Origin of the sequence: Pseudomonas sp. NCIMB 10586, assembly GCF_023127895.1 — a bacterium.
Lineage (GTDB): Bacteria > Pseudomonadota > Gammaproteobacteria > Pseudomonadales > Pseudomonadaceae > Aquipseudomonas > Aquipseudomonas synxantha_A.
Genome location: NZ_SPKQ01000047.1, coordinates 36,625 through 54,406 on the forward strand (window position 1 = coordinate 36,625; position 17,782 = coordinate 54,406).

Here is a 17,782-nt window from a genome sequence, read left to right on the forward strand (position 1 = left end):
AGCGCCTTCGATGTTGAAACCTGCGAAGAAACTGCAAAAAGTCCTGATCGCCAACCGCGGCGAGATCGCGCTGCGTATCCTGCGCGCCTGTAAGGAAGAGGGCATCAAGACCGTCGCTGTTTACTCGACGGCCGATACCGAATTGATGCACGTGAAACTGGCGGACGAAAGCATCTGCATCGGCCCGCCACTGGCCACGAACTCGTACCTGAAAGTCTCGAACATCATCGCTGCCGCAGAAGTGACCGGCGCTGATGGCATCCACCCGGGCTACGGCTTCCTCGCGGAAAACGCCGACTTCGCCGAACAGGTGGAAAAATCCGGGTTTGCCTTCATCGGTCCCAAAGCCGAAACCATTCGCCTGATGGGCGACAAGGTCTCGGCCAAGGACGCCATGATTGCAGCGGGCGTGCCGACCGTTCCAGGCTCCGACGGCCCACTGCCTGAAGACGAGGAAACCGCTCTGCGCATTGGTCGCGAAGTCGGTTACCCGGTGATCATCAAGGCCGCCGGTGGCGGTGGTGGTCGCGGTATGCGCGTGGTGCACAAGGAAGAAGACCTGATCGAAGCCGCCAAGCAGACCCGCTCCGAAGCGGGCGCCTGGTTCGGCAACCCGATGGTCTACCTGGAAAAATACCTGACCAACCCACGTCACGTGGAAGTCCAGGTGCTGTCCGACGGCCAGGGCCACGCCATCCACCTGGGTGACCGCGATTGCTCGCTGCAACGTCGTCACCAGAAAGTGTTGGAAGAAGCCCCGGCACCGGGCCTCGACGAAAAAGCCCGCCAGGAAGTCCTGGCACGCTGCGTCAAGGCGTGCATCGACATCAACTACCGTGGCGCCGGTACCTTCGAGTTCCTCTACGAGAACGGTCGCTTCTACTTCATCGAGATGAACACTCGTGTGCAGGTAGAGCATCCGGTTTCGGAGATGGTCACCGGTATCGACATCGTCAAGGAGATGCTGAGCATCGCCGCAGGTAACGTGCTGTCCTTCACCCAGGACGACGTGAAGATGCACGGCCACTCCCTGGAGTGCCGCATCAACGCCGAAGACCCGAAAACCTTTATCCCAAGCCCTGGCCTGGTCAAGCATTTCCACGCGCCCGGCGGCAACGGCGTACGTGTGGATTCGCACCTGTACAGCGGCTACAAGGTTCCGTCCAACTACGACTCGCTGATCGGCAAGCTGATCACCTGGGGCGCGACCCGCGACGAGGCCATGGCCCGTATGCGCAACGCCCTGGACGAAATCGTGGTCGACGGCATCAAGACCAACATCCCGCTGCATCGGGACCTGGTTCGCGATGAGGGCTTCTGCGAGGGTGGTGTGAACATTCACTACCTGGAACACAAGCTGGCCAACCAGTAAGTGCTCCACCCAACAAAGCCGCCTTCGGGCGGCTTTGTTGTTTCTGCCCCCCAGCTTTCAGGCCATACACAGTACAAATGTGGGAGGGGGCTTGCCCCCGATTGCAGTGTGTCAGCCTCAGTATCTGTAACTGATCCACCGCTATCGGGGGCAAGCCCCCTCCCACATTTGGTCCGCATTCATTCAGTAATGTCGTCTTATGCTGCCCGCTCGCGTAAACTTGCGCGCTTTCGCGGCCTACTCGCTGCACATTCATTTTTTCAAAGGTGCCCGCCATGCCTTGGCTGCAAGTCCGTCTCGCCATCAGCCCAGAACAAGCCGAAACCTACGAAGACGCTTTCCTCGAAGTGGGCGCTGTGTCGGTGACCTTCATGGACGCCGAAGACCAGCCGATCTTCGAGCCGGAACTCAACACCACGCCGCTGTGGTCCCACACCCACCTGCTGGCCCTGTTCGAAGACGGCACCGATGCCGCCGCCGTACTGGCCCATATGGAACTGCTCACCGGCGGCCCGCTGCCCGAGCATCACAGCGAAGTCATCGAAGACCAGGACTGGGAACGCAGCTGGATGGATAACTTCCAGCCCATGCGCTTCGGCCAGCGCCTGTGGATCGTGCCAAGCTGGCACGCTGCTCCCGAGCCAGACGCCGTCAACCTGCTGCTGGACCCGGGCCTGGCGTTCGGCACCGGCACCCACCCCACCACCGCCCTGTGCCTGGAATGGCTGGACGGCCAGGACCTGACCGACAGCAACGTACTGGACTTCGGCTGCGGCTCCGGGATCCTGGCGATTGCCGCGCTGCTGCTGGGCGCCAAGGAGGCCGTGGGCACCGATATCGACGTGCAGGCCCTGGAAGCCTCCCGCGATAACGCCGGGCGTAATAACATCGCTGAAGGCAAATTCCCACTCTATCTGCCTGAAGATCTGCCCCAGGTACAGGCCGATGTACTGGTCGCCAATATCCTCGCCGGGCCGCTGGTGTCGCTGGCACCGCAACTGTCGAGCCTGGTCAAGCCGGGTGGGCGCCTGGCGCTGTCGGGTATCCTCGCCGAGCAAGGTGAAGAAGTGGCTGCGGCCTACGCCAGGGATTTCGAGCTGGACCCGATCGCCAACCGTGATGGCTGGGTACGCATCAGCGGTCGTCGGCGCTAGAATGAGCGCTTGTCTGAATCGGATGGCCGCATGACCGACAGTTTCGTCACCCAGTGCCCGCATTGCCAAGCCCGCTTCCGTGTCAACCACGCTCAGTTGAGCGTGGCCCGTGGCGTGGTGCGCTGCGGCTCGTGCCTGCAAGTGTTCAACGCCGCTCGCCAGTTGCTGGAGCAGCGCGCCCAAGTGTCGGCAGCCGAACCTGAACTGGCCGCTGTGGTTGAGCCAACGCCTGCCCCCCCGCGAGCCATCAGCCAGAAACAGTGGACAGCCCAGGAGCTGGACCTGGACAACCTGGACCTGGACGAAGAACTGGCCAAGCTCGAGCGCCGCGAGATTCAGCACACTCAACCCCAGGGCGCGGAGCGTCGGCAACCCGGCACCGATCGTCGGCACAAGGAAGACACCCTCAGCGCCAGCCGCGACACGGTCAAGGCCGAGGAAGAACAATGGGCCGCCAGCCTGTTCAGCGAGCCCGCGCAAGAGCGCGCAGACAGCGACGAAGACGAGCCTGAACCAAGCAATACCCGGCAGCGCACCGAACCGTCCATGTCGCTGCACAGCGAAACCATCGACGACGAGCCAACCCTGCTCTCGCCCCTGCATGACGACGAGCCCGACCCGCCCTTCACGCCCCTGACCCCAGCGGCAGAAGAAGCCGATGAACGCCCGCAATCACGGCGTAAACGCCCACGCACCGAGGCCAGCGTGCACGACGCCGTGCTCCAGGACCTTGAAGACGACCCGCTGCACCTCTATGCGCAGAAACGTCCGTCGGGCTGGGGCCGCCGCCTGATCTGGATCCTGCTGGTGCTGATCGCCGCCGCCGGCCTGGCAGGCCAGTACATCGCCTACCAATTCGACGAACTGGCCCGTCAGGACGCCTACCGTCCGTGGTTCCAGCAGCTGTGCCCGAAATTGGGTTGCTCCGTGCCATCGCGGGTCGACATCGCCCATATCAAGAGCAGCAACCTGGTGGTACGCAGCCACCCGGAGTTCGCCGGTGCGCTGGTGGTGGATGCAATTCTCTATAACCGCGCGACCTTTTCCCAGCCGTTCCCGCTGCTGGAACTGCGTTTTGCAGATTTGAACGGCAGCCTGATCGCCAGTCGTCGCTTCAAACCCGCCGAGTATCTGAGCGGCGAGTTGGCTGGCGTCAGCGAAATGCCTTCGCAGACACCGATCCACATTTCCCTGGACATCCTTGATCCCGGCAACAAAGCCGTGAACTACAGCCTGAGCTTCCACTCGCCCGAGTGAAACGGCACGCCCGAAGAGGTTTGACGGCGGATTATTGACTTGACCGACGTCAACCAAACCGGTGGCGATAAAAAAATAACTGTTCAGATTTTATCCAATTCAGCCTTTAACCCGTCATCGAGAGCGGGTATCATGCCAACCCTTTTTCGAACTCTAATGATCCGGCCCCACAACAGGGAAGTCCTATGTCGGCGGTACGCATCGGCCCATATACATTGCAGAACGGCTTGATCCTCGCCCCGATGGCGGGTGTCACCGATCAGCCCTTTCGTCAGCTGTGCAAGCGTTTGGGCGCGGGTCTAGTAGTCTCTGAAATGGTTACCAGCGACATGAGTTTGTGGAACACCCGCAAATCGCGGATGCGCATGATCCACGAAGGTGATCCCGAGCCACGCTCGGTACAGATCGCCGGGGGTGATGCGCAGATGCTGGCGGATGCGGCCCGGGCCAATGTGGAGCTGGGTGCACAGATCATTGATATCAACATGGGCTGCCCGGCCAAGAAGGTCTGCAACAAGGCCGCCGGTTCCGCCCTGTTGAAAGATGAGCAGTTGGTCGCCGAGATCCTGCAGGCCGTCGTTGGCGCAGTCGATGTGCCGGTGACCCTGAAGATTCGTACCGGTTGGGACCGGGACAACAAAAATGGCCTCACAGTGGCAAAGATCGCTGAACAGGCCGGGATTACAGCGCTGGCGGTGCATGGCCGTACCCGCGCCGACCTTTATACCGGTGAAGCCGAGTACGACACCATTGCCGCGATCAAGCAGGCCGTGTCGATGCCGGTATTTGCCAATGGCGACATCGACTGCGCCGAGAAAGCCCGGCGTGTGCTGCACGCAACCGGTGCCGACGGATTGTTGATTGGCCGGGCCGCCCAGGGGCGACCGTGGATTTTTCGCGAGATCGAGCATTTCCTGCGCACTGGTGAAGTCTTGCCGGCGCCGGAGTTGGTCGAAGTGGAACGTATTCTGCTGGAGCATCTGGCCGCCCTGCACGCCTTCTATGGGGATGTGATGGGCGTACGCATTGCTCGCAAGCATGTCGGCTGGTATCTCGCCACCTTGCCGGGCGCCAAGGAATTTCGCGCTCAGTTCAATCGTTTGGATGAAACGCAGGCACAGGTCGCCACCGTTCGTGAGTTCTTCGCCGAACGTGACAAGAGCCTGGGAACAGGGGATGGAAAAGGGGTGGCCGCATGACGATGATGACCGAGACTTTAGTGAGTGGAACAACACCCGTGAGCGACAACGTCAATTTGAAACAGCACCTCAACACGCCCAGCGAAGAAGGCCAGACCCTTCGCGGGAGTGTCGAGAAAGCGCTGCACAATTATTTCGCCCACCTTGAGGGTGCTTCCGTCACGGACGTGTACAACCTGGTGCTCTCCGAAGTCGAGGCGCCCTTGCTCGAAAGCGTGATGAATTACGTCAAGGGTAACCAGACCAAAGCCAGTGAGCTGCTGGGCCTCAACCGTGGCACCTTGCGCAAAAAGCTCAAGCAGTACGATTTGCTGTAAGCATTCAATCAAACCAGAAAGGCGCCCGCGTAAAACCGGTCGCCTTTTTTGCTGACTCCTTTGCTTTTGATGGAAATTGAAATGACCGACCAGACTACCCGCCTGCCGATCCGCCGCGCCTTGATCAGTGTTTCCGACAAGACCGGGATCCTCGAATTTGCCCGGGAGCTGGAAGCCCTGGGTGTGGAAATCCTCTCCACGGGCGGGACCTTCAAACTGCTGCAGGACAACGGCGTGGCCGCAGTAGAAGTCGCGGACTACACCGGTTTCGCAGAAATGATGGACGGTCGCGTCAAGACCCTGCACCCGAAAATCCATGGCGGCATCCTCGGCCGTCGCGGCATCGACGACGCCATCATGACCGAGCACGGCATCAAGCCGATCGACCTGGTGGCCGTTAACCTCTACCCATTCGAAGCCACCATCAACAAGCCAGGCTGCGACCTTCCCACCGCCATCGAGAACATCGATATCGGGGGCCCAACCATGGTGCGCTCGGCGGCCAAGAACCACAAAGACGTGGCCATCGTGGTCAACGCCAGCGACTACGCCAACGTGCTGGCAAACCTGAAAGCCGGTGGCCTGACCTACGCCCAGCGTTTCGACCTGATGCTCAAGGCGTTCGAACACACCGCAGCCTATGACGGCATGATCGCCAACTACATGGGCACCGTGAACCAAGCGGCTGACACCTTGAGCACAGAAGGTCGCAGCCAGTTCCCGCGCACCTTCAACAGCCAGTTCATCAAGGCCCAGGAAATGCGCTACGGCGAGAACCCGCACCAGAGCGCGGCGTTCTACGTGGAAGCCAAGCCTGCCGAAGTGGGCATTGCCACCGCGACCCAGCTGCAAGGCAAAGAACTTTCCTACAACAACGTGGCCGATACCGACGCCGCGCTGGAATGCGTGAAGAGCTTCGTCAAACCGGCCTGCGTGATCGTCAAGCACGCCAACCCGTGCGGCGTGGCCGTGAGCCCGGACGCTGAAGGCGGTATCCGCCAGGCGTACGAACTGGCCTACGCCACCGATACCGAATCTGCGTTCGGCGGCATCATTGCCTTCAACCGCGAGCTGGATGCCGAGACCGCCAAGGCGATCGTCGAGCGCCAGTTCGTCGAGGTGATCATCGCGCCAAGCGTCAGCGAAGAAGCCCGCGCCATTGTCGCCGCCAAAGCCAACGTGCGCCTGCTGGCCTGCGGCGAGTGGTCGGCCGACCGCGCCGCTGCCTGGGACTACAAGCGCGTCAATGGCGGCTTGCTGGTACAGAGCCGCGACATCGGCATGATCGGCAGCCAGGACTTGAAAGTGGTGACCAAACGCGCCCCGACCGAGCAAGAGATCAACGATTTGATCTTTGCCTGGAAAGTCGCCAAGTACGTTAAATCCAACGCCATCGTCTACGCCAAGAACCGCCAGACCATCGGTGTCGGCGCCGGCCAGATGAGCCGTGTGAACTCGGCGCGTATCGCCGCGATCAAGGCAGAACACGCCGGTTTGCAGGTGGTGGGTTCGGTAATGGCTTCCGATGCATTCTTCCCGTTCCGTGATGGCCTGGATAACGCCGCGAAAGCCGGTGTTACTGCCGTGATCCAACCGGGCGGCTCGATGCGTGATGCAGAAGTGATTGCCGCTGCTGATGAAGCCGGCATCGCCATGGTCTTCACCGGTATGCGCCACTTCCGCCACTGATCCCACTCGATCGAAATGTGGGAGGGGGCTTGCTCCCGATAGCGGTATTTCAGCAGGTTGATTATTTGACTGATACACCGCAATCGGGAGCAAGCCCCCTCCCACATAAAGCGCACTTGCGGCGCCTCACAGAATTTGCTTCATCCGAGGTTTTTGAAATGAATGTTTTGATCATTGGCAGCGGTGGCCGTGAACACGCCCTGGCCTGGAAAGTTGCCCAGGACCCACGTGTCCAGAAAGTCTTCGTCGCCCCCGGCAACGCCGGTACCGCCATTGAGGCCAAGTGCGAAAACGTCGCCATCGACGTACTGGCCCTTGAGCAACTGGCAGATTTTGCCGAGAAGAATGTTTCCCTGACCATCGTCGGCCCGGAAGTGCCACTGGTTGCCGGCGTCGTCGATCTGTTCCGCAGCCGTGGCCTGGATTGCTTCGGCCCGACCGCTGGCGCCGCCCAGTTGGAAGGCTCGAAAGCCTTCACCAAGGACTTCCTGGCACGCCACAAGATCCCCACCGCCGACTACCAGAACTTCACCGAGATCGAGCCGGCCCTCGCCTACCTGCGCGAAAAAGGCGCACCGATCGTGATCAAGGCCGATGGCCTGGCTGCCGGTAAAGGCGTGATCGTCGCCATGACCCTGCAGGAAGCCGAAGACGCCGTGCGCGACATGCTCGCCGGCAATGCCTTTGGTGATGCAGGTTCGCGCGTGGTGATCGAGGAATTCCTCGACGGCGAAGAAGCCAGTTTCATCGTAATGGTCGACGGCAAGAACGTACTGCCCATGGCCACCAGCCAGGACCACAAGCGCGTCGGCAATGGCGACAGCGGCCCGAACACTGGCGGCATGGGTGCTTACTCCCCGGCGCCAGTGGTCACCAGCGATGTGCATCAGCGCGTCATGGACCTGGTGATCTGGCCGACCGTGCGCGGCATGGCCGACGAGGGCAATGTCTACACCGGTTTCCTCTACGCCGGCCTGATGATCGACAAAGCCGGTAACCCGAAAGTCATCGAGTTCAACTGCCGTTTCGGCGATCCGGAAACACAACCGGTGATGCTGCGCCTGCAATCTAGCCTGGTGCTGCTGGTGGAAGCGGCGCTGGCCCAAGCGCTGGATAAGGTCGAAGCACAGTGGGACCCACGCCCGAGCGTCGGCATCGTGCTGGCGGCCGGTGGTTACCCTGCCGATTACGCCAAGGGCGATGTGATTGAAGGTCTGGATGCCGCCGCTGCGCTGGAAGGCAAGGTGTTCCACGCAGGCACCGCGCTCAAGGACGGCAAAGTTGTAACCGCAGGTGGCCGTGTGTTGTGCGCCACCGCAATGGGTGCCAGTGTCGATGCAGCACAACAGCAGGCGTACAAGCTGGCTGCGAAAATCGACTGGAAAGGTTGTTTCTACCGCACAGACATCGGCTACCGTGCCATTGCCCGTGAACGCGGCGAGAACAGCTGAGAGCTACACTTGCAGTAGCTATCCGTTCGGTTAGGTAAGGGCCTTTGGCCCTTGCCGTACACATGTCGCCCCGCGCATAGTTAACCCGTGCATCAACCTACGAAGGGATTTCGCCGTGCGCTGGCTCAGGATCGCCATAGGTTTCACAGTCAGCTTGCTGACCCTGCTCTGCCTGCTCCCGGCCCAGGCCGCCGCACAAGGCAGTGGTTGGGCGGTATTGCTTGATGAACAGGCCGACCTGCAACTGAGCGACATCCGTTCCGCCCGCTACACCAATCAATTCAGCCCCATCGAACTGGACCGGATCACTGCCGCGCAGCCGGACGGTGCGTTGTGGGTGCGCTTCAGGCTGCAGCCCGGCAAGCACGAACAAGTGCTGCGGGTCTTTGCCCCGGATCTTTCCAGCCTGAGCCTGTATGTACTGGACGGCGATACCCTGGTGGAGCAACAAACCACCGGCACGCGCCAACCCCAGGTTGAACGCCCGCTGCCCAGCAGCGATTTCATGCTGCCGATGCCCCAGAGCCCACGACCTCTTGAGGTGTACCTGCGCCTGGTCTCGGAACACGAACTGCGCCCCTACATCACCCTGGAACCTGCAGTACTGGCCGCCGCCAACCAGAACCAGACGCTGATCTACGGCCTGCTGTTCGGCGTGCTGCTGATGCTGATCCTGCACAACCTCACGCGCTTCGCCTACCACCGCTCGCGCAGCAGCCTGTGGCTGGCCGCCTGCGAATTGCTGTTGATGCTCAGCCTGGCGCTGCTGCTCAACCTGGTGGGGCCATGGCTGCCGAACTGGCACGCGATCCAGACCCCTGGCGCCTACCTCGCCCTGTTGCTGACCGCACCTTGCGGGTTGATGTTCGCCTACCGCTTCTTCATGCCCCTGGGCCCGCACCCGCTGAACAAGGTGTTGATGGCCGATATCCTGCTGATCGTGCTGTGCGGTCTGCTGTTGTTGTTCGTCAATACCCTGCCACTGAACATCATCACCTATGCCCTGGTGGCGCTGGCCGGCCTGAGCATGTTGTTTGTCTCGGCCTACCACTGGCAAAAAGGCTACCGCCCGGCGCGTCTGTTCGTGGCGGCGATGGTGGTGTTCAACATTGGCACACTGATCATTCTTCCCGCCCTGCTCGGCCTCACCCTGGTGGCGCCGCAGGGCCTGATCGTCACCCTGCTGGGTTTCATCTGCCTCAGCGGCCTGTTGATGAGCCTGGCCCTGGGCGAACGCCAGCGCGCGATTGTCGAAACGCGCTTCAGCCTGAGCCGCGACCTGGCCGCCAGCAACGCCGAAATCGCCGCCAAGGCCGAGTTCCTGGCGAAGATCAGCCATGAAATCCGCACGCCCATGAACGGCGTGCTGGGCATGACCGAACTGCTATTGGGTACGCCGCTGTCGGTGAAGCAGCGCGACTACGTGCAGACCATCCACAGCGCCGGTAACGAGCTGCTCACCCTGATCAACGAGATTCTCGACATTTCCAAGCTGGAGTCCGGGCAGATCGAACTCGATGATGTGCAGTTCGACCTCAACGCGTTGATCGACGACTGCCTGAGTATCTTTCGCGCCAAGGCCGAGCAGCAGAATGTCGAGCTGATCAGCTTTATCCAGCCCCAGGTGCCACGCGTGATCAGCGGCGACCCGACGCGCCTGCGCCAGGCGTTGTTGAGCCTGCTGGAGAACGCCCTGCACAAGACCGATGAAGGCGAAGTGCTGATCGTCGTGGCCCTCGACGAGCGCAGCACCAAGCCCCGTTTGCGCATTGCCGTGCAGGACAGCGGCGTGCCGATGGAAGCCGCCGAACGCGACGCACTGCTGCACAGCGAACTGCACAGCAAGAACTTCCTCTCGGCGACACGCCTGAGCGGTCACCTGGGCCTGGTCATTGCCCGCCAGTTGATCCTGTTGATGAACGGCGAATTCGGCATCAAGAGTGGCAGCCATCAGGGCAGTACCCTGTGGCTGACCCTGCCGCTGGACCCGGAGCGCCTGGAGCACCCGACGTCGGACCTCGACGGCCCGCTCAAGGACGCCCGCGTGCTGGTGGTGGACGACAACGACACCTGCCGCAAAGTACTGGTGCAGCAATGTTCGGCCTGGGGCCTTAATGTCAGCGCCGTGCCGTCCGGCAAGGAGGCCCTGGCGCTGCTGCGCACCAAGGCACACCTGCGCGATTACTTCGACGTGGTGCTGCTGGACCAGAACATGCCGGGCATGACCGGCATGCAACTGGCGGCGAAGATCAAGGAAGACCCGAGCCTGAACCACGACATCCTGCTGATCATGCTCACCGGTATCAGCAATGCGCCGAGCAAGATCATCGCGCGCAACTGCGGGATCAAGCGCATCCTCGCCAAACCCGTGGCCGGTTATACGCTCAAGACGACCCTGGCCGACGAACTGGCTCAACGCAGCAAAGGCGCAGCCATTCCACGCCCCGCCCCCAGCGCACCGGTGGCGGTGACTGTGCCGAGCGACTTCCGCATCCTGGTAGCCGAAGACAACAGCATCTCCACCAAAGTGATTCGCGGCATGCTCGGCAAACTCAACCTCAACCCGGACACCGCCAGCAACGGCGAAGAAGCCCTGCAAGCGATGAAGGCCCAGCGCTATGACCTGGTGTTGATGGATTGTGAAATGCCAGTCCTCGATGGATTCTCCGCCACCCAGCAGCTGCGCGCGTGGGAAGTCAGCCACCAACGCGTACGCACGCCGGTGGTAGCGCTCACGGCGCATATTCTTTCGGAACATAAAGAACGCGCACGCCAGGCCGGCATGGACGGGCATATGGCCAAGCCGGTGGAGCTATCACAGTTGCGCGAGCTGGTGGATTACTGGGTAGTGCAGCGCCAAAAGCTTCCTGAGCGCAGCACCATTTCCTGATTTGAAATACCATCCCCTGTGGGAGCGGGCTTGCTCGCGAAGGCGGCCTGACAGCCGACACAGTTATACCGAGTACATATCCATTCCTGCGGTAACGGCCACTTAGGGTTCCGCTTTTACAGCGGGTCACTTTTGAAAAGCGCAGAAGTAACCCAAACGCTCTTGCCCCACCACTCGGCACCTCGCTTAGGCTCGGTGTGCCCGTAATCCGCGATGGATTTGGGGGGCCGCCGCCACGCGCCATCCATGGCGCGGGGCGGCTAAACCGGCATCCCTGCCGGTTTACCCCCCAAATCCCTGTCGAATTCCGGCCAGCGTGGTTTAACGGGGCGCCGAAGATCAAAAGCAGATCAAAAGCGACTCGCTTCGCATCGTGGTTACCGTCGGCTGCTACAACCTACAAAATTGTGTAGATACCTATGGCTATCGCAGTTCAAGCCAGCTCCCACATTTGATCTCTGTCGGATAGACTCCTCCACACTTCCCCCGCCCGCGAGCCGCCCCCATGCTCCATGTGTTATTCAGCGTTTACCTGAAGATGCTGGTGCTCTACAGCCCGTTTTTTGTGCTGTCCTGCTTTATCAGCCTGACCCGTGGCTATTCCAGCAAGGAACGTCGGCGCCTGGCCTGGAAAGTCGCACTGGCGACTCTGGTATCGAGCGTGTTGCTCTACCTGTTCGGCAGGGTGATTTTCAGCGTGTTCGGCATTACCGTGGACGCGTTCCGTATCGGCGCCGGCAGCGTGTTGTTTATCTCGGCCCTGGGCATGGCTCAGGGCAAGTCGGCGGTGCAGACCGACAACGTGCAGCAGGACGTGACCATCGTGCCGCTGACCATCCCGCTCACTGTCGGCCCAGGCACCATCGGTGCGCTGCTGGTGATGGGCGTGAGCCAGCCCCACTGGGACGACAAGCTCACCGCCATCCTCAGCATCGCCTTGGCCAGCCTCACAGTGGGTGTGGTGCTGTACCTGTCCAACCGTATCGAACGGATTCTCGGCGACCAGGGCTTGCAGATTGTCAGCCGGTTGATGGGCCTGTTCGTATGCGCCCTGGCCGCGCAAATCATTTTTACCGGGGTTCGCGGCTACCTGGTGCCTTAGATCCGGTATTTGGCAATCGCCATCTGCACCTTGTCACCGGCGCTTTCGCGCATCAGCTGGATGGTTTTTTCGTTGACCACCGAGGTGTTCAGCACCAGGCAGGTTTGCCCGCTGAAAGCCTCGAACGATGAGCTGTCCCATTCAAGGAATGGCACTCCCACCTGTTTGTTCACGCCGTGGCTGCTGAAGGTCACCAGCACCATCATCACTTCACCATTGGTTTCGGCGCAGGACGCCACGCCGAAGTCACCGCCCTCATGCACCGCGCTATTGCGCTTGAACAAATCGAAAGACGCCGGCTGCCGCTTCAATGCCTCCAGCGCATCGGCGGCCAGTTTGGGCAGCGCGGTAACCAGCGGCCCCGACAGTGACATCGACGCCAGCAGCGCGCCGATAATATTCAGCGCCGCCAATTGCACCGTCAGCCCCTTGCCGGAGCGTGAGACCCGCTCGAAACTGCTGCGCACCGGCAGCCAGCCAAGACTGACCATGACCTTGATAAATTCGTCGTACCACGCCTCGGTGCCCCGATGTACTTTCAATACATCGCTCACGTAACTGCTGGCCAGCAGGTAACTCTTGCGAATGTATTCGCGGTTCAGCCCAGACAGCCCCTCGGCGAAGGAAATCACCCCGTTGTTGACCACCGCCGCATTGCAGTCATCGTCAGTGTCCAGGGGTAACGCCGCGTGCACTCCTGGTGCCCCCGGCAACTTGTAGGCGGCAATCAGCTTGCGCCGTTTGATAGTGTTGATCCTTCTGTGACGTCGCTCCATTTTTCAGTTCTCCACAAGCACCCGACATGGGGCTTTCCTTCACACTAGTCCAGCGGGCGGAGGGCTTTCCATGCGACAAACATGCCTTGGTGGCACCGGTCAAAACCCAGTGCCCAGCAATCACAAGGCACAGCCGGCAGGCTTGCGGTTTTCACCGTAAAAAAAAGAAAAAGCCCCGAACAACATCAGGAGAATCCCTGGGTCATTCGGAGCTTTCCGACGGCCAGTGGGCCGTTTTCAGGAGGCGGGTTTGTCGCCGTACCAACGCGGCGTGTACACCCACGCCCCGCCACCGGCACGCGGGAACACGCAGGTGGTTGACGAGCCGATCAGCACCATGGTGCGCATGTCCACCTGCTCGGGCGTCAATTGGCCCAGGGTGGTGACGCGTAGCGTCTGGCCCGGGCGGCCGATGTCGCGGCCCAGCACCACCGGCGTATCGGGCGTGCGGTGCAGGCCGACGATCTCCAGGGCACGCCCCAGTTGCCAGGGCCGCGAACGCGAGATCGGGTTGTAGAACGCCAGGGCCAGATCGGCCTGGGAAGCCAGGTCCAGGCGCTTTTCAATGATCGACCAGGGCTTGAGGTTATCCGACAGCGACATGACGCAGAAGTCATGCCCCAAGGGTGCACCGGCCTGGGCAGCGGTGGCCAGGGAGGCAGAAACCCCCGGCAGGATTTCCAGGTCGACCTGATGCCAGGCCGGGTCCGTGGAGTCGTGCAGCGCCTCGATCACCGCGGCGGCCATGGCGAATACACCCGGGTCGCCGGACGATACCACCACCACCGAACGCCCCTGCGCAGCCAGCTCGAAAGCATGGCGAGCGCGCTGCATTTCTTCGCGGTTGTCGGTGCAGTGTTGCACTTGATCGTCACGGAACGGCCCGGCCATGCGCACATAGGTTTCATACCCCAGCACATCGGTGCAACGCGCCAGTTCCGCCTTGACCGCCGGCACCATCAACTCGGCCGCGCCGGGACCCAGGCCGATCACTGCGAGACGGCCACGGGGGCGTCCCACCTGCGACACGTCCAAGGGCTGTTCGGCCACGGTAATGCTGATGTCCGCAACGGGCGTCACCGGGGCAAAACGCAGCGGCACACCCAACGCCAGCGCAGCTTCATGCAATGAGGCGTCGGCCATCTGCAGGTCGCTGGCCAACAGGCAGGCCACGGCTTGCACCGCGATCCCCGCCTCATGCAGCGCAGTGCGCACGCGCTCAGCCAACCGCGCACCAGGCTTGCAGGTAATGCAGACGTTTTGCGGATAAATCAGCAGCTCGTTCGCTACCGGTGGGCGCTCGGCACTGCCCACATGAATCGCCAGGCGCGCCTGTGGGTCCTGGGCCAGATTGGCTTGATCCAGCCACGGCGCCACGCCTTCGACGCGTACCGACTCACCGGCCAAAAGGTCCGAGACAAAGCGCTTGCCCAGTTCAATGTCCGCCAGTTGATAACCCGTCGGCGGGTTGAGCAGGCAGGTGCCAAAACGCAGTTCGCCACTGGTGGTGATTGCCGCGGATACGCCCAATGCCGCGGCGATGTCCCGCGCCATCACATTCACCCCGCCCAGGCCACCCAGCAGCGGCACCACGGCGCTGCCGTCTTCTGCCACGGCCAGCACGGCGGGTTCCTCGCCCTTTTCCAGCAGCAGCGGCGCCAAGGTGCGAATCACAATGCCGGCCGCGCACAGGGCAATCAGCGGCGTGCCTTGCTGGTAGAGCTGGCGCAGCGTCGCGCCGAACTCGCTGTAGCTCTGGTCCGCCCCTTCAACCCGAGCGGCCAGGCCGTGGATCAACGCGCCAGGGTAAACCTGCTGGATCTTGCGCGCCGTGGCCAAACTGCCTTGGCCCAGAATCACAATCGCCGGAGTCATCAACCTTGCCACCTTTCACCGGGCACGATGATCAGCGAGAAATACGGCGACGACATCGGCTCCACCTGGTCCAGCGGCACGATCTTCTGGTTGGCCATGGTGGCGCGCTCCACGTACAACGCACGTTCGGCCAGGCCCAGCTCTTCCAACACCTGGCGCACCTTCGGGAAGTTGCGCCCCAGCTTCATGATCACTGCGGCATCGGCATCCGCCAGGCGGCGCTTGAGGTCATCATGGGGCAACACGCCCGAGAGCACCGACAAGCTCTGGTTGCGATACACCAACGGCGCGCCGAGCACCGAAGCGCCACCGAGCATCGAACACACGCCCGGAATTACCTGGGCTTCGTAGCGCTCGGCAAGGCGGTCATGCAGGTACATGTAGGAGCCGTAGAAGAACGGATCACCTTCGCAGATCACCGCCACATCGCGGCCCGCGTCCAGGTGCGCGGCCACGTCGAGGCTGGCGTTGTCGTAGAAGTCGCTGATCACTTGTTCATAGGACAGCGGCGCCGGCAGCGCTTCAGTGGTGACCGGGTACACCAGCGGCATCAGGGTCTGCTGTGGCACCAGGTGGCCTTCGATGATGCCGAAAGCGTTGCCCTTCTTGCCCTTGGCCACGAAATACGCCACCACCGGCGATTCACGCAGCAGGCGCAGGGCCTTGAGGGTGATCAGTTCCGGGTCACCGGGGCCTACGCCCAGCCCGATCAAACGTCCGCGCACCTGCATTATTCGACCTCCGTGGCCAGGGCGTTGACGGCGGCGGCAGCCATTGCGCTACCGCCCAGGCGGCCTTGCATGATCACGAAGGGTACGCCACGGCTGTCGGCGGCAAGCATGGCCTTGGATTCGGCGGCGCCGACGAAACCGACCGGGAACCCCAGGATCAGCGCCGGTTTCGGCGCGCCGGCGTCGAGCATTTCCAGCAGGTAGAACAAGGCGGTCGGCGCGTTGCCGATCACCACCACGCTGCCTTCCAGGTACGGGCGCCACAGCTCCAGGGCGGCAGCGGAACGGGTGTTGCCCAGCTCCCGCGCCAGCTGCGGCACGCTGTCGTCGCGCAGGGTGCAGATCACTTCGTTATTGGCCGGCAGGCGCGCACGGGTCACGCCCTCGGAGACCATCCGCGCATCACACAGGATCGGCGCGCCAGCAGCCAGCGCATCGCGCCCGGCCTTGCCGGCCCCTTCGGAAAATTGCAGACCGTCGATGGCCTCGACCATGCCGCACGCATGAATCACCCGCACCGCGAGTTTTTCCAGATCGGCCGGGATGCGGTCCAGGTTGGCTTCCGCGCGAATAATGGCAAAGGAGTTGCGATAGATCTCCTGACCGTCGCGGATGTAATCAATCATCGGTGTTGCTCCGTGGGCGAGCGCGTAACAGGGCGCCCGCCGCTTCAATGGAAAGAGTGCGCGCGTGCAGCCGACCGAAACCCGGGTGGGCTGCGTCGCGAAAATAGAGGTCGTAATGGCCAGGGCTCACCGCCAGCAACGTGACCGGCGCGGTGTGCGCGGCGGCGCATGAGCGCGGGCAGCCGGACAGGTGCGCTTCGACGCCGGGTTGCAGGGCGGCCAGTTGCACCGCGTCGGCCTTGGTATCGGCCAGGCCCTTGCCGCAACCGCTGGAACCGGTGCAGGCAATCATGCGCGCCAGGGGTTGGTCGATTGAACACACAAAGCCCAGTTGCGCCAGGCGTTCGGTCACGGCGCCAACGCGTTCAATGTTGGGCAGTAGCACGCCCTGCCAGGGCGTGAAGCGCAACGTGCCATCGCCGTACTCGCTGGCCAGTTGCGCGGCGCCCTGGAGCATCAGCGAATCCAGGCGGCCCAATGGCGCGACTGCCGCGACGTAAAACTGATTCTTTTGGCCCTGTGGATAACTGCCGATGTGCAACAACGCACCACTGGCCGGGCGCTTGAAGCCCTGCGCCGACAACAGCGGCAGCCTCAGGCGGCCCAACAAGTTATCCACAGGCAGATGACGCATACGTGTTTGCTCGGGCGTCGCCAGGTCGAGAAAGGCCTCCAGCACCGCCACCACCAGCGCATGACCCTGGTCCAGCGGCACTGCCGCCACGGGCGCATCCAGCCCCGGACAACCGGCCAGGCCGAACGCCAACAGCGTCTGACCATCGCGCACAAACGCCGACAGCCACAGGTCATGGTGATGCTCCAGCATCGCCAGGGCTTCACCGCCATCGAGTTGTATCGCGAACTTGGCCGACAGCTGGTGGAACCGCGCATGGTTTTGCAAGGTGGCAAGAATCTGCGCGGCCAGCGGGCGGGTGTCGAACAGCATCTGCGGGTCGATGCCGGCGCTGGGGCTGAGCATCAGGTTGCGCACGTCGTCACCGCCCGCGTTGCTGGGGCCCAGGCCCGCCGCTAGCAGCCGGGCGATCAACGCCTCCTGCTCGGCGCCGATGCCGCGGATCTGCAGATTGGCGCGATTGGTCGCCTCGATCACCCCGCCCGCATACGCCTGGGCTGCGTCCGCCACGGCGTGGGCCTGGGCGGCGGTGATCGAACCACCGGCCAGTTTGATCCGGCAAATACCGCCGTCCAACGCCTGGACAATACGCAGCAACCCCGGACAAGCCGAGGGGCGCATGGTATTCACAGCGGGCGTTGGGTTCACGGGGCTACCGGTTGACGGGTAAAGGCGCGGTATTATGCCTGCTTTGTCCGGCGGCATGAAA

At 62.2% G+C, this 17,782-nt stretch carries 14 protein-coding genes; 9 read left to right on the forward strand and 5 right to left on the reverse strand.

Translation table 11 applies throughout. From position 1 onward, the window contains the following. Nucleotides 1–10 precede the first annotated feature (10 nt). The 9 genes from accC (at nt 11) to E4P01_RS22435 (ending at nt 12,431) form a co-directional block, all read left to right on the forward strand. On the forward strand, nt 11–1,372 hold the full coding sequence (accC, locus tag E4P01_RS22395) for an acetyl-CoA carboxylase biotin carboxylase subunit (protein WP_003188188.1): 1,362 nt from the start codon (nt 11–13) through the stop codon (nt 1,370–1,372). Between the two features lie 275 nt (nt 1,373–1,647). Further along, on the forward strand, nt 1,648–2,526 hold the full coding sequence (gene prmA, locus E4P01_RS22400; RefSeq protein ID WP_032878110.1) for a 50S ribosomal protein L11 methyltransferase: 879 nt from the start codon (nt 1,648–1,650) through the stop codon (nt 2,524–2,526). Nucleotides 2,527–2,556: 30 nt separating this feature from the next. Further along, nucleotides 2,557–3,783, forward strand: coding sequence for a DUF3426 domain-containing protein (locus E4P01_RS22405; protein WP_078820184.1), 1,227 nt, complete (start codon nt 2,557–2,559; stop codon nt 3,781–3,783). A 185-nt stretch (nt 3,784–3,968) separates the two neighbouring features. Further along, complete coding sequence (gene dusB, locus E4P01_RS22410) at nt 3,969–4,982, forward strand: tRNA dihydrouridine synthase DusB (protein WP_032878112.1); 1,014 nt, start codon at nt 3,969–3,971, stop codon at nt 4,980–4,982. Then, a complete protein-coding gene (fis, locus tag E4P01_RS22415) occupies nt 4,979–5,299 on the forward strand; it encodes a DNA-binding transcriptional regulator Fis (RefSeq protein WP_002555375.1) in 321 nt (106 codons plus the stop codon). The genes dusB and fis overlap by 4 nt, the downstream gene beginning before the upstream one ends. A gap of 81 nt (nt 5,300–5,380) precedes the next feature. Further along, nucleotides 5,381–6,988, forward strand: coding sequence for a bifunctional phosphoribosylaminoimidazolecarboxamide formyltransferase/IMP cyclohydrolase (purH, locus tag E4P01_RS22420; RefSeq protein ID WP_032878113.1), 1,608 nt, complete (start codon nt 5,381–5,383; stop codon nt 6,986–6,988). Between the two features lie 158 nt (nt 6,989–7,146). Continuing rightward, nucleotides 7,147–8,439, forward strand: a complete 1,293-nt coding sequence (gene purD / locus E4P01_RS22425; RefSeq protein WP_032878115.1) for a phosphoribosylamine--glycine ligase — start codon at nt 7,147–7,149, stop codon at nt 8,437–8,439. 115 nt (nt 8,440–8,554) lie between these two features. Then, nucleotides 8,555–11,329 (forward strand): hybrid sensor histidine kinase/response regulator, encoded by a 2,775-nt coding sequence (locus tag E4P01_RS22430; protein ID WP_032878117.1) that lies wholly within the window; start codon nt 8,555–8,557, stop codon nt 11,327–11,329. A 505-nt stretch (nt 11,330–11,834) separates the two neighbouring features. Continuing rightward, the gene (locus E4P01_RS22435) at nt 11,835–12,431 is read left to right on the forward strand and encodes a MarC family protein (RefSeq protein ID WP_003171467.1); all 597 of its coding nucleotides are present in this window, start codon (nt 11,835–11,837) and stop codon (nt 12,429–12,431) included. Here E4P01_RS22435 and E4P01_RS22440 read toward each other — a convergent pair. From E4P01_RS22440 to cobG, 5 genes are all read right to left on the reverse strand, one after another. Then, nucleotides 12,428–13,207, reverse strand: coding sequence for a hypothetical protein (locus E4P01_RS22440; protein WP_216090681.1), 780 nt, complete (start codon nt 13,205–13,207; stop codon nt 12,428–12,430). The genes E4P01_RS22435 and E4P01_RS22440 overlap by 4 nt on opposite strands. Before the next feature lie 237 nt (nt 13,208–13,444). Beyond that, the gene (cobJ, locus tag E4P01_RS22445; protein WP_216090680.1) at nt 13,445–15,082 is read right to left on the reverse strand and encodes a precorrin-3B C(17)-methyltransferase; all 1,638 of its coding nucleotides are present in this window, start codon (nt 15,080–15,082) and stop codon (nt 13,445–13,447) included. Then, complete coding sequence (locus E4P01_RS22450; protein ID WP_005784378.1) at nt 15,082–15,813, reverse strand: precorrin-2 C(20)-methyltransferase; 732 nt, start codon at nt 15,811–15,813, stop codon at nt 15,082–15,084. The genes cobJ and E4P01_RS22450 overlap by 1 nt, the downstream gene beginning before the upstream one ends. Continuing rightward, nucleotides 15,813–16,439 (reverse strand): precorrin-8X methylmutase, encoded by a 627-nt coding sequence (locus E4P01_RS22455; RefSeq protein WP_032878122.1) that lies wholly within the window; start codon nt 16,437–16,439, stop codon nt 15,813–15,815. Before E4P01_RS22455 ends, E4P01_RS22450 begins: the two co-directional genes overlap by 1 nt. After that, the gene (gene cobG, locus E4P01_RS22460) at nt 16,432–17,778 is read right to left on the reverse strand and encodes a precorrin-3B synthase (protein ID WP_216090679.1); all 1,347 of its coding nucleotides are present in this window, start codon (nt 17,776–17,778) and stop codon (nt 16,432–16,434) included. The genes E4P01_RS22455 and cobG overlap by 8 nt, the downstream gene beginning before the upstream one ends. Between the last annotated feature and the right edge of the window lie 4 nt (nt 17,779–17,782).

Excerpts from the sequence above, each read along its gene's own strand:
- accC (WP_003188188.1), top strand. The coding sequence starts at position 11 with ATGTTGAAACCTGCGAAGAAACTGCAAAAAGTCCTGATCGCCAACCGC.
- prmA (WP_032878110.1), top strand. The coding sequence starts at position 1,648 with ATGCCTTGGCTGCAAGTCCGTCTCGCCATCAGCCCAGAACAAGCCGAA.
- E4P01_RS22405 (WP_078820184.1), top strand. The coding sequence starts at position 2,557 with ATGACCGACAGTTTCGTCACCCAGTGCCCGCATTGCCAAGCCCGCTTC.
- dusB (WP_032878112.1), top strand. The coding sequence starts at position 3,969 with ATGTCGGCGGTACGCATCGGCCCATATACATTGCAGAACGGCTTGATC.
- fis (WP_002555375.1), top strand. The coding sequence starts at position 4,979 with ATGACGATGATGACCGAGACTTTAGTGAGTGGAACAACACCCGTGAGC.
- purH (WP_032878113.1), top strand. The coding sequence starts at position 5,381 with ATGACCGACCAGACTACCCGCCTGCCGATCCGCCGCGCCTTGATCAGT.
- purD (WP_032878115.1), top strand. The coding sequence starts at position 7,147 with ATGAATGTTTTGATCATTGGCAGCGGTGGCCGTGAACACGCCCTGGCC.
- E4P01_RS22435 (WP_003171467.1), top strand. The coding sequence starts at position 11,835 with ATGCTCCATGTGTTATTCAGCGTTTACCTGAAGATGCTGGTGCTCTAC.
- E4P01_RS22440 (WP_216090681.1), bottom strand. The coding sequence starts at position 13,207 with ATGGAGCGACGTCACAGAAGGATCAACACTATCAAACGGCGCAAGCTG.
- cobJ (WP_216090680.1), bottom strand. The coding sequence starts at position 15,082 with ATGACTCCGGCGATTGTGATTCTGGGCCAAGGCAGTTTGGCCACGGCG.
- E4P01_RS22450 (WP_005784378.1), bottom strand. The coding sequence starts at position 15,813 with ATGCAGGTGCGCGGACGTTTGATCGGGCTGGGCGTAGGCCCCGGTGAC.
- E4P01_RS22455 (WP_032878122.1), bottom strand. The coding sequence starts at position 16,439 with ATGATTGATTACATCCGCGACGGTCAGGAGATCTATCGCAACTCCTTT.
- cobG (WP_216090679.1), bottom strand. The coding sequence starts at position 17,778 with ATGCCGCCGGACAAAGCAGGCATAATACCGCGCCTTTACCCGTCAACC.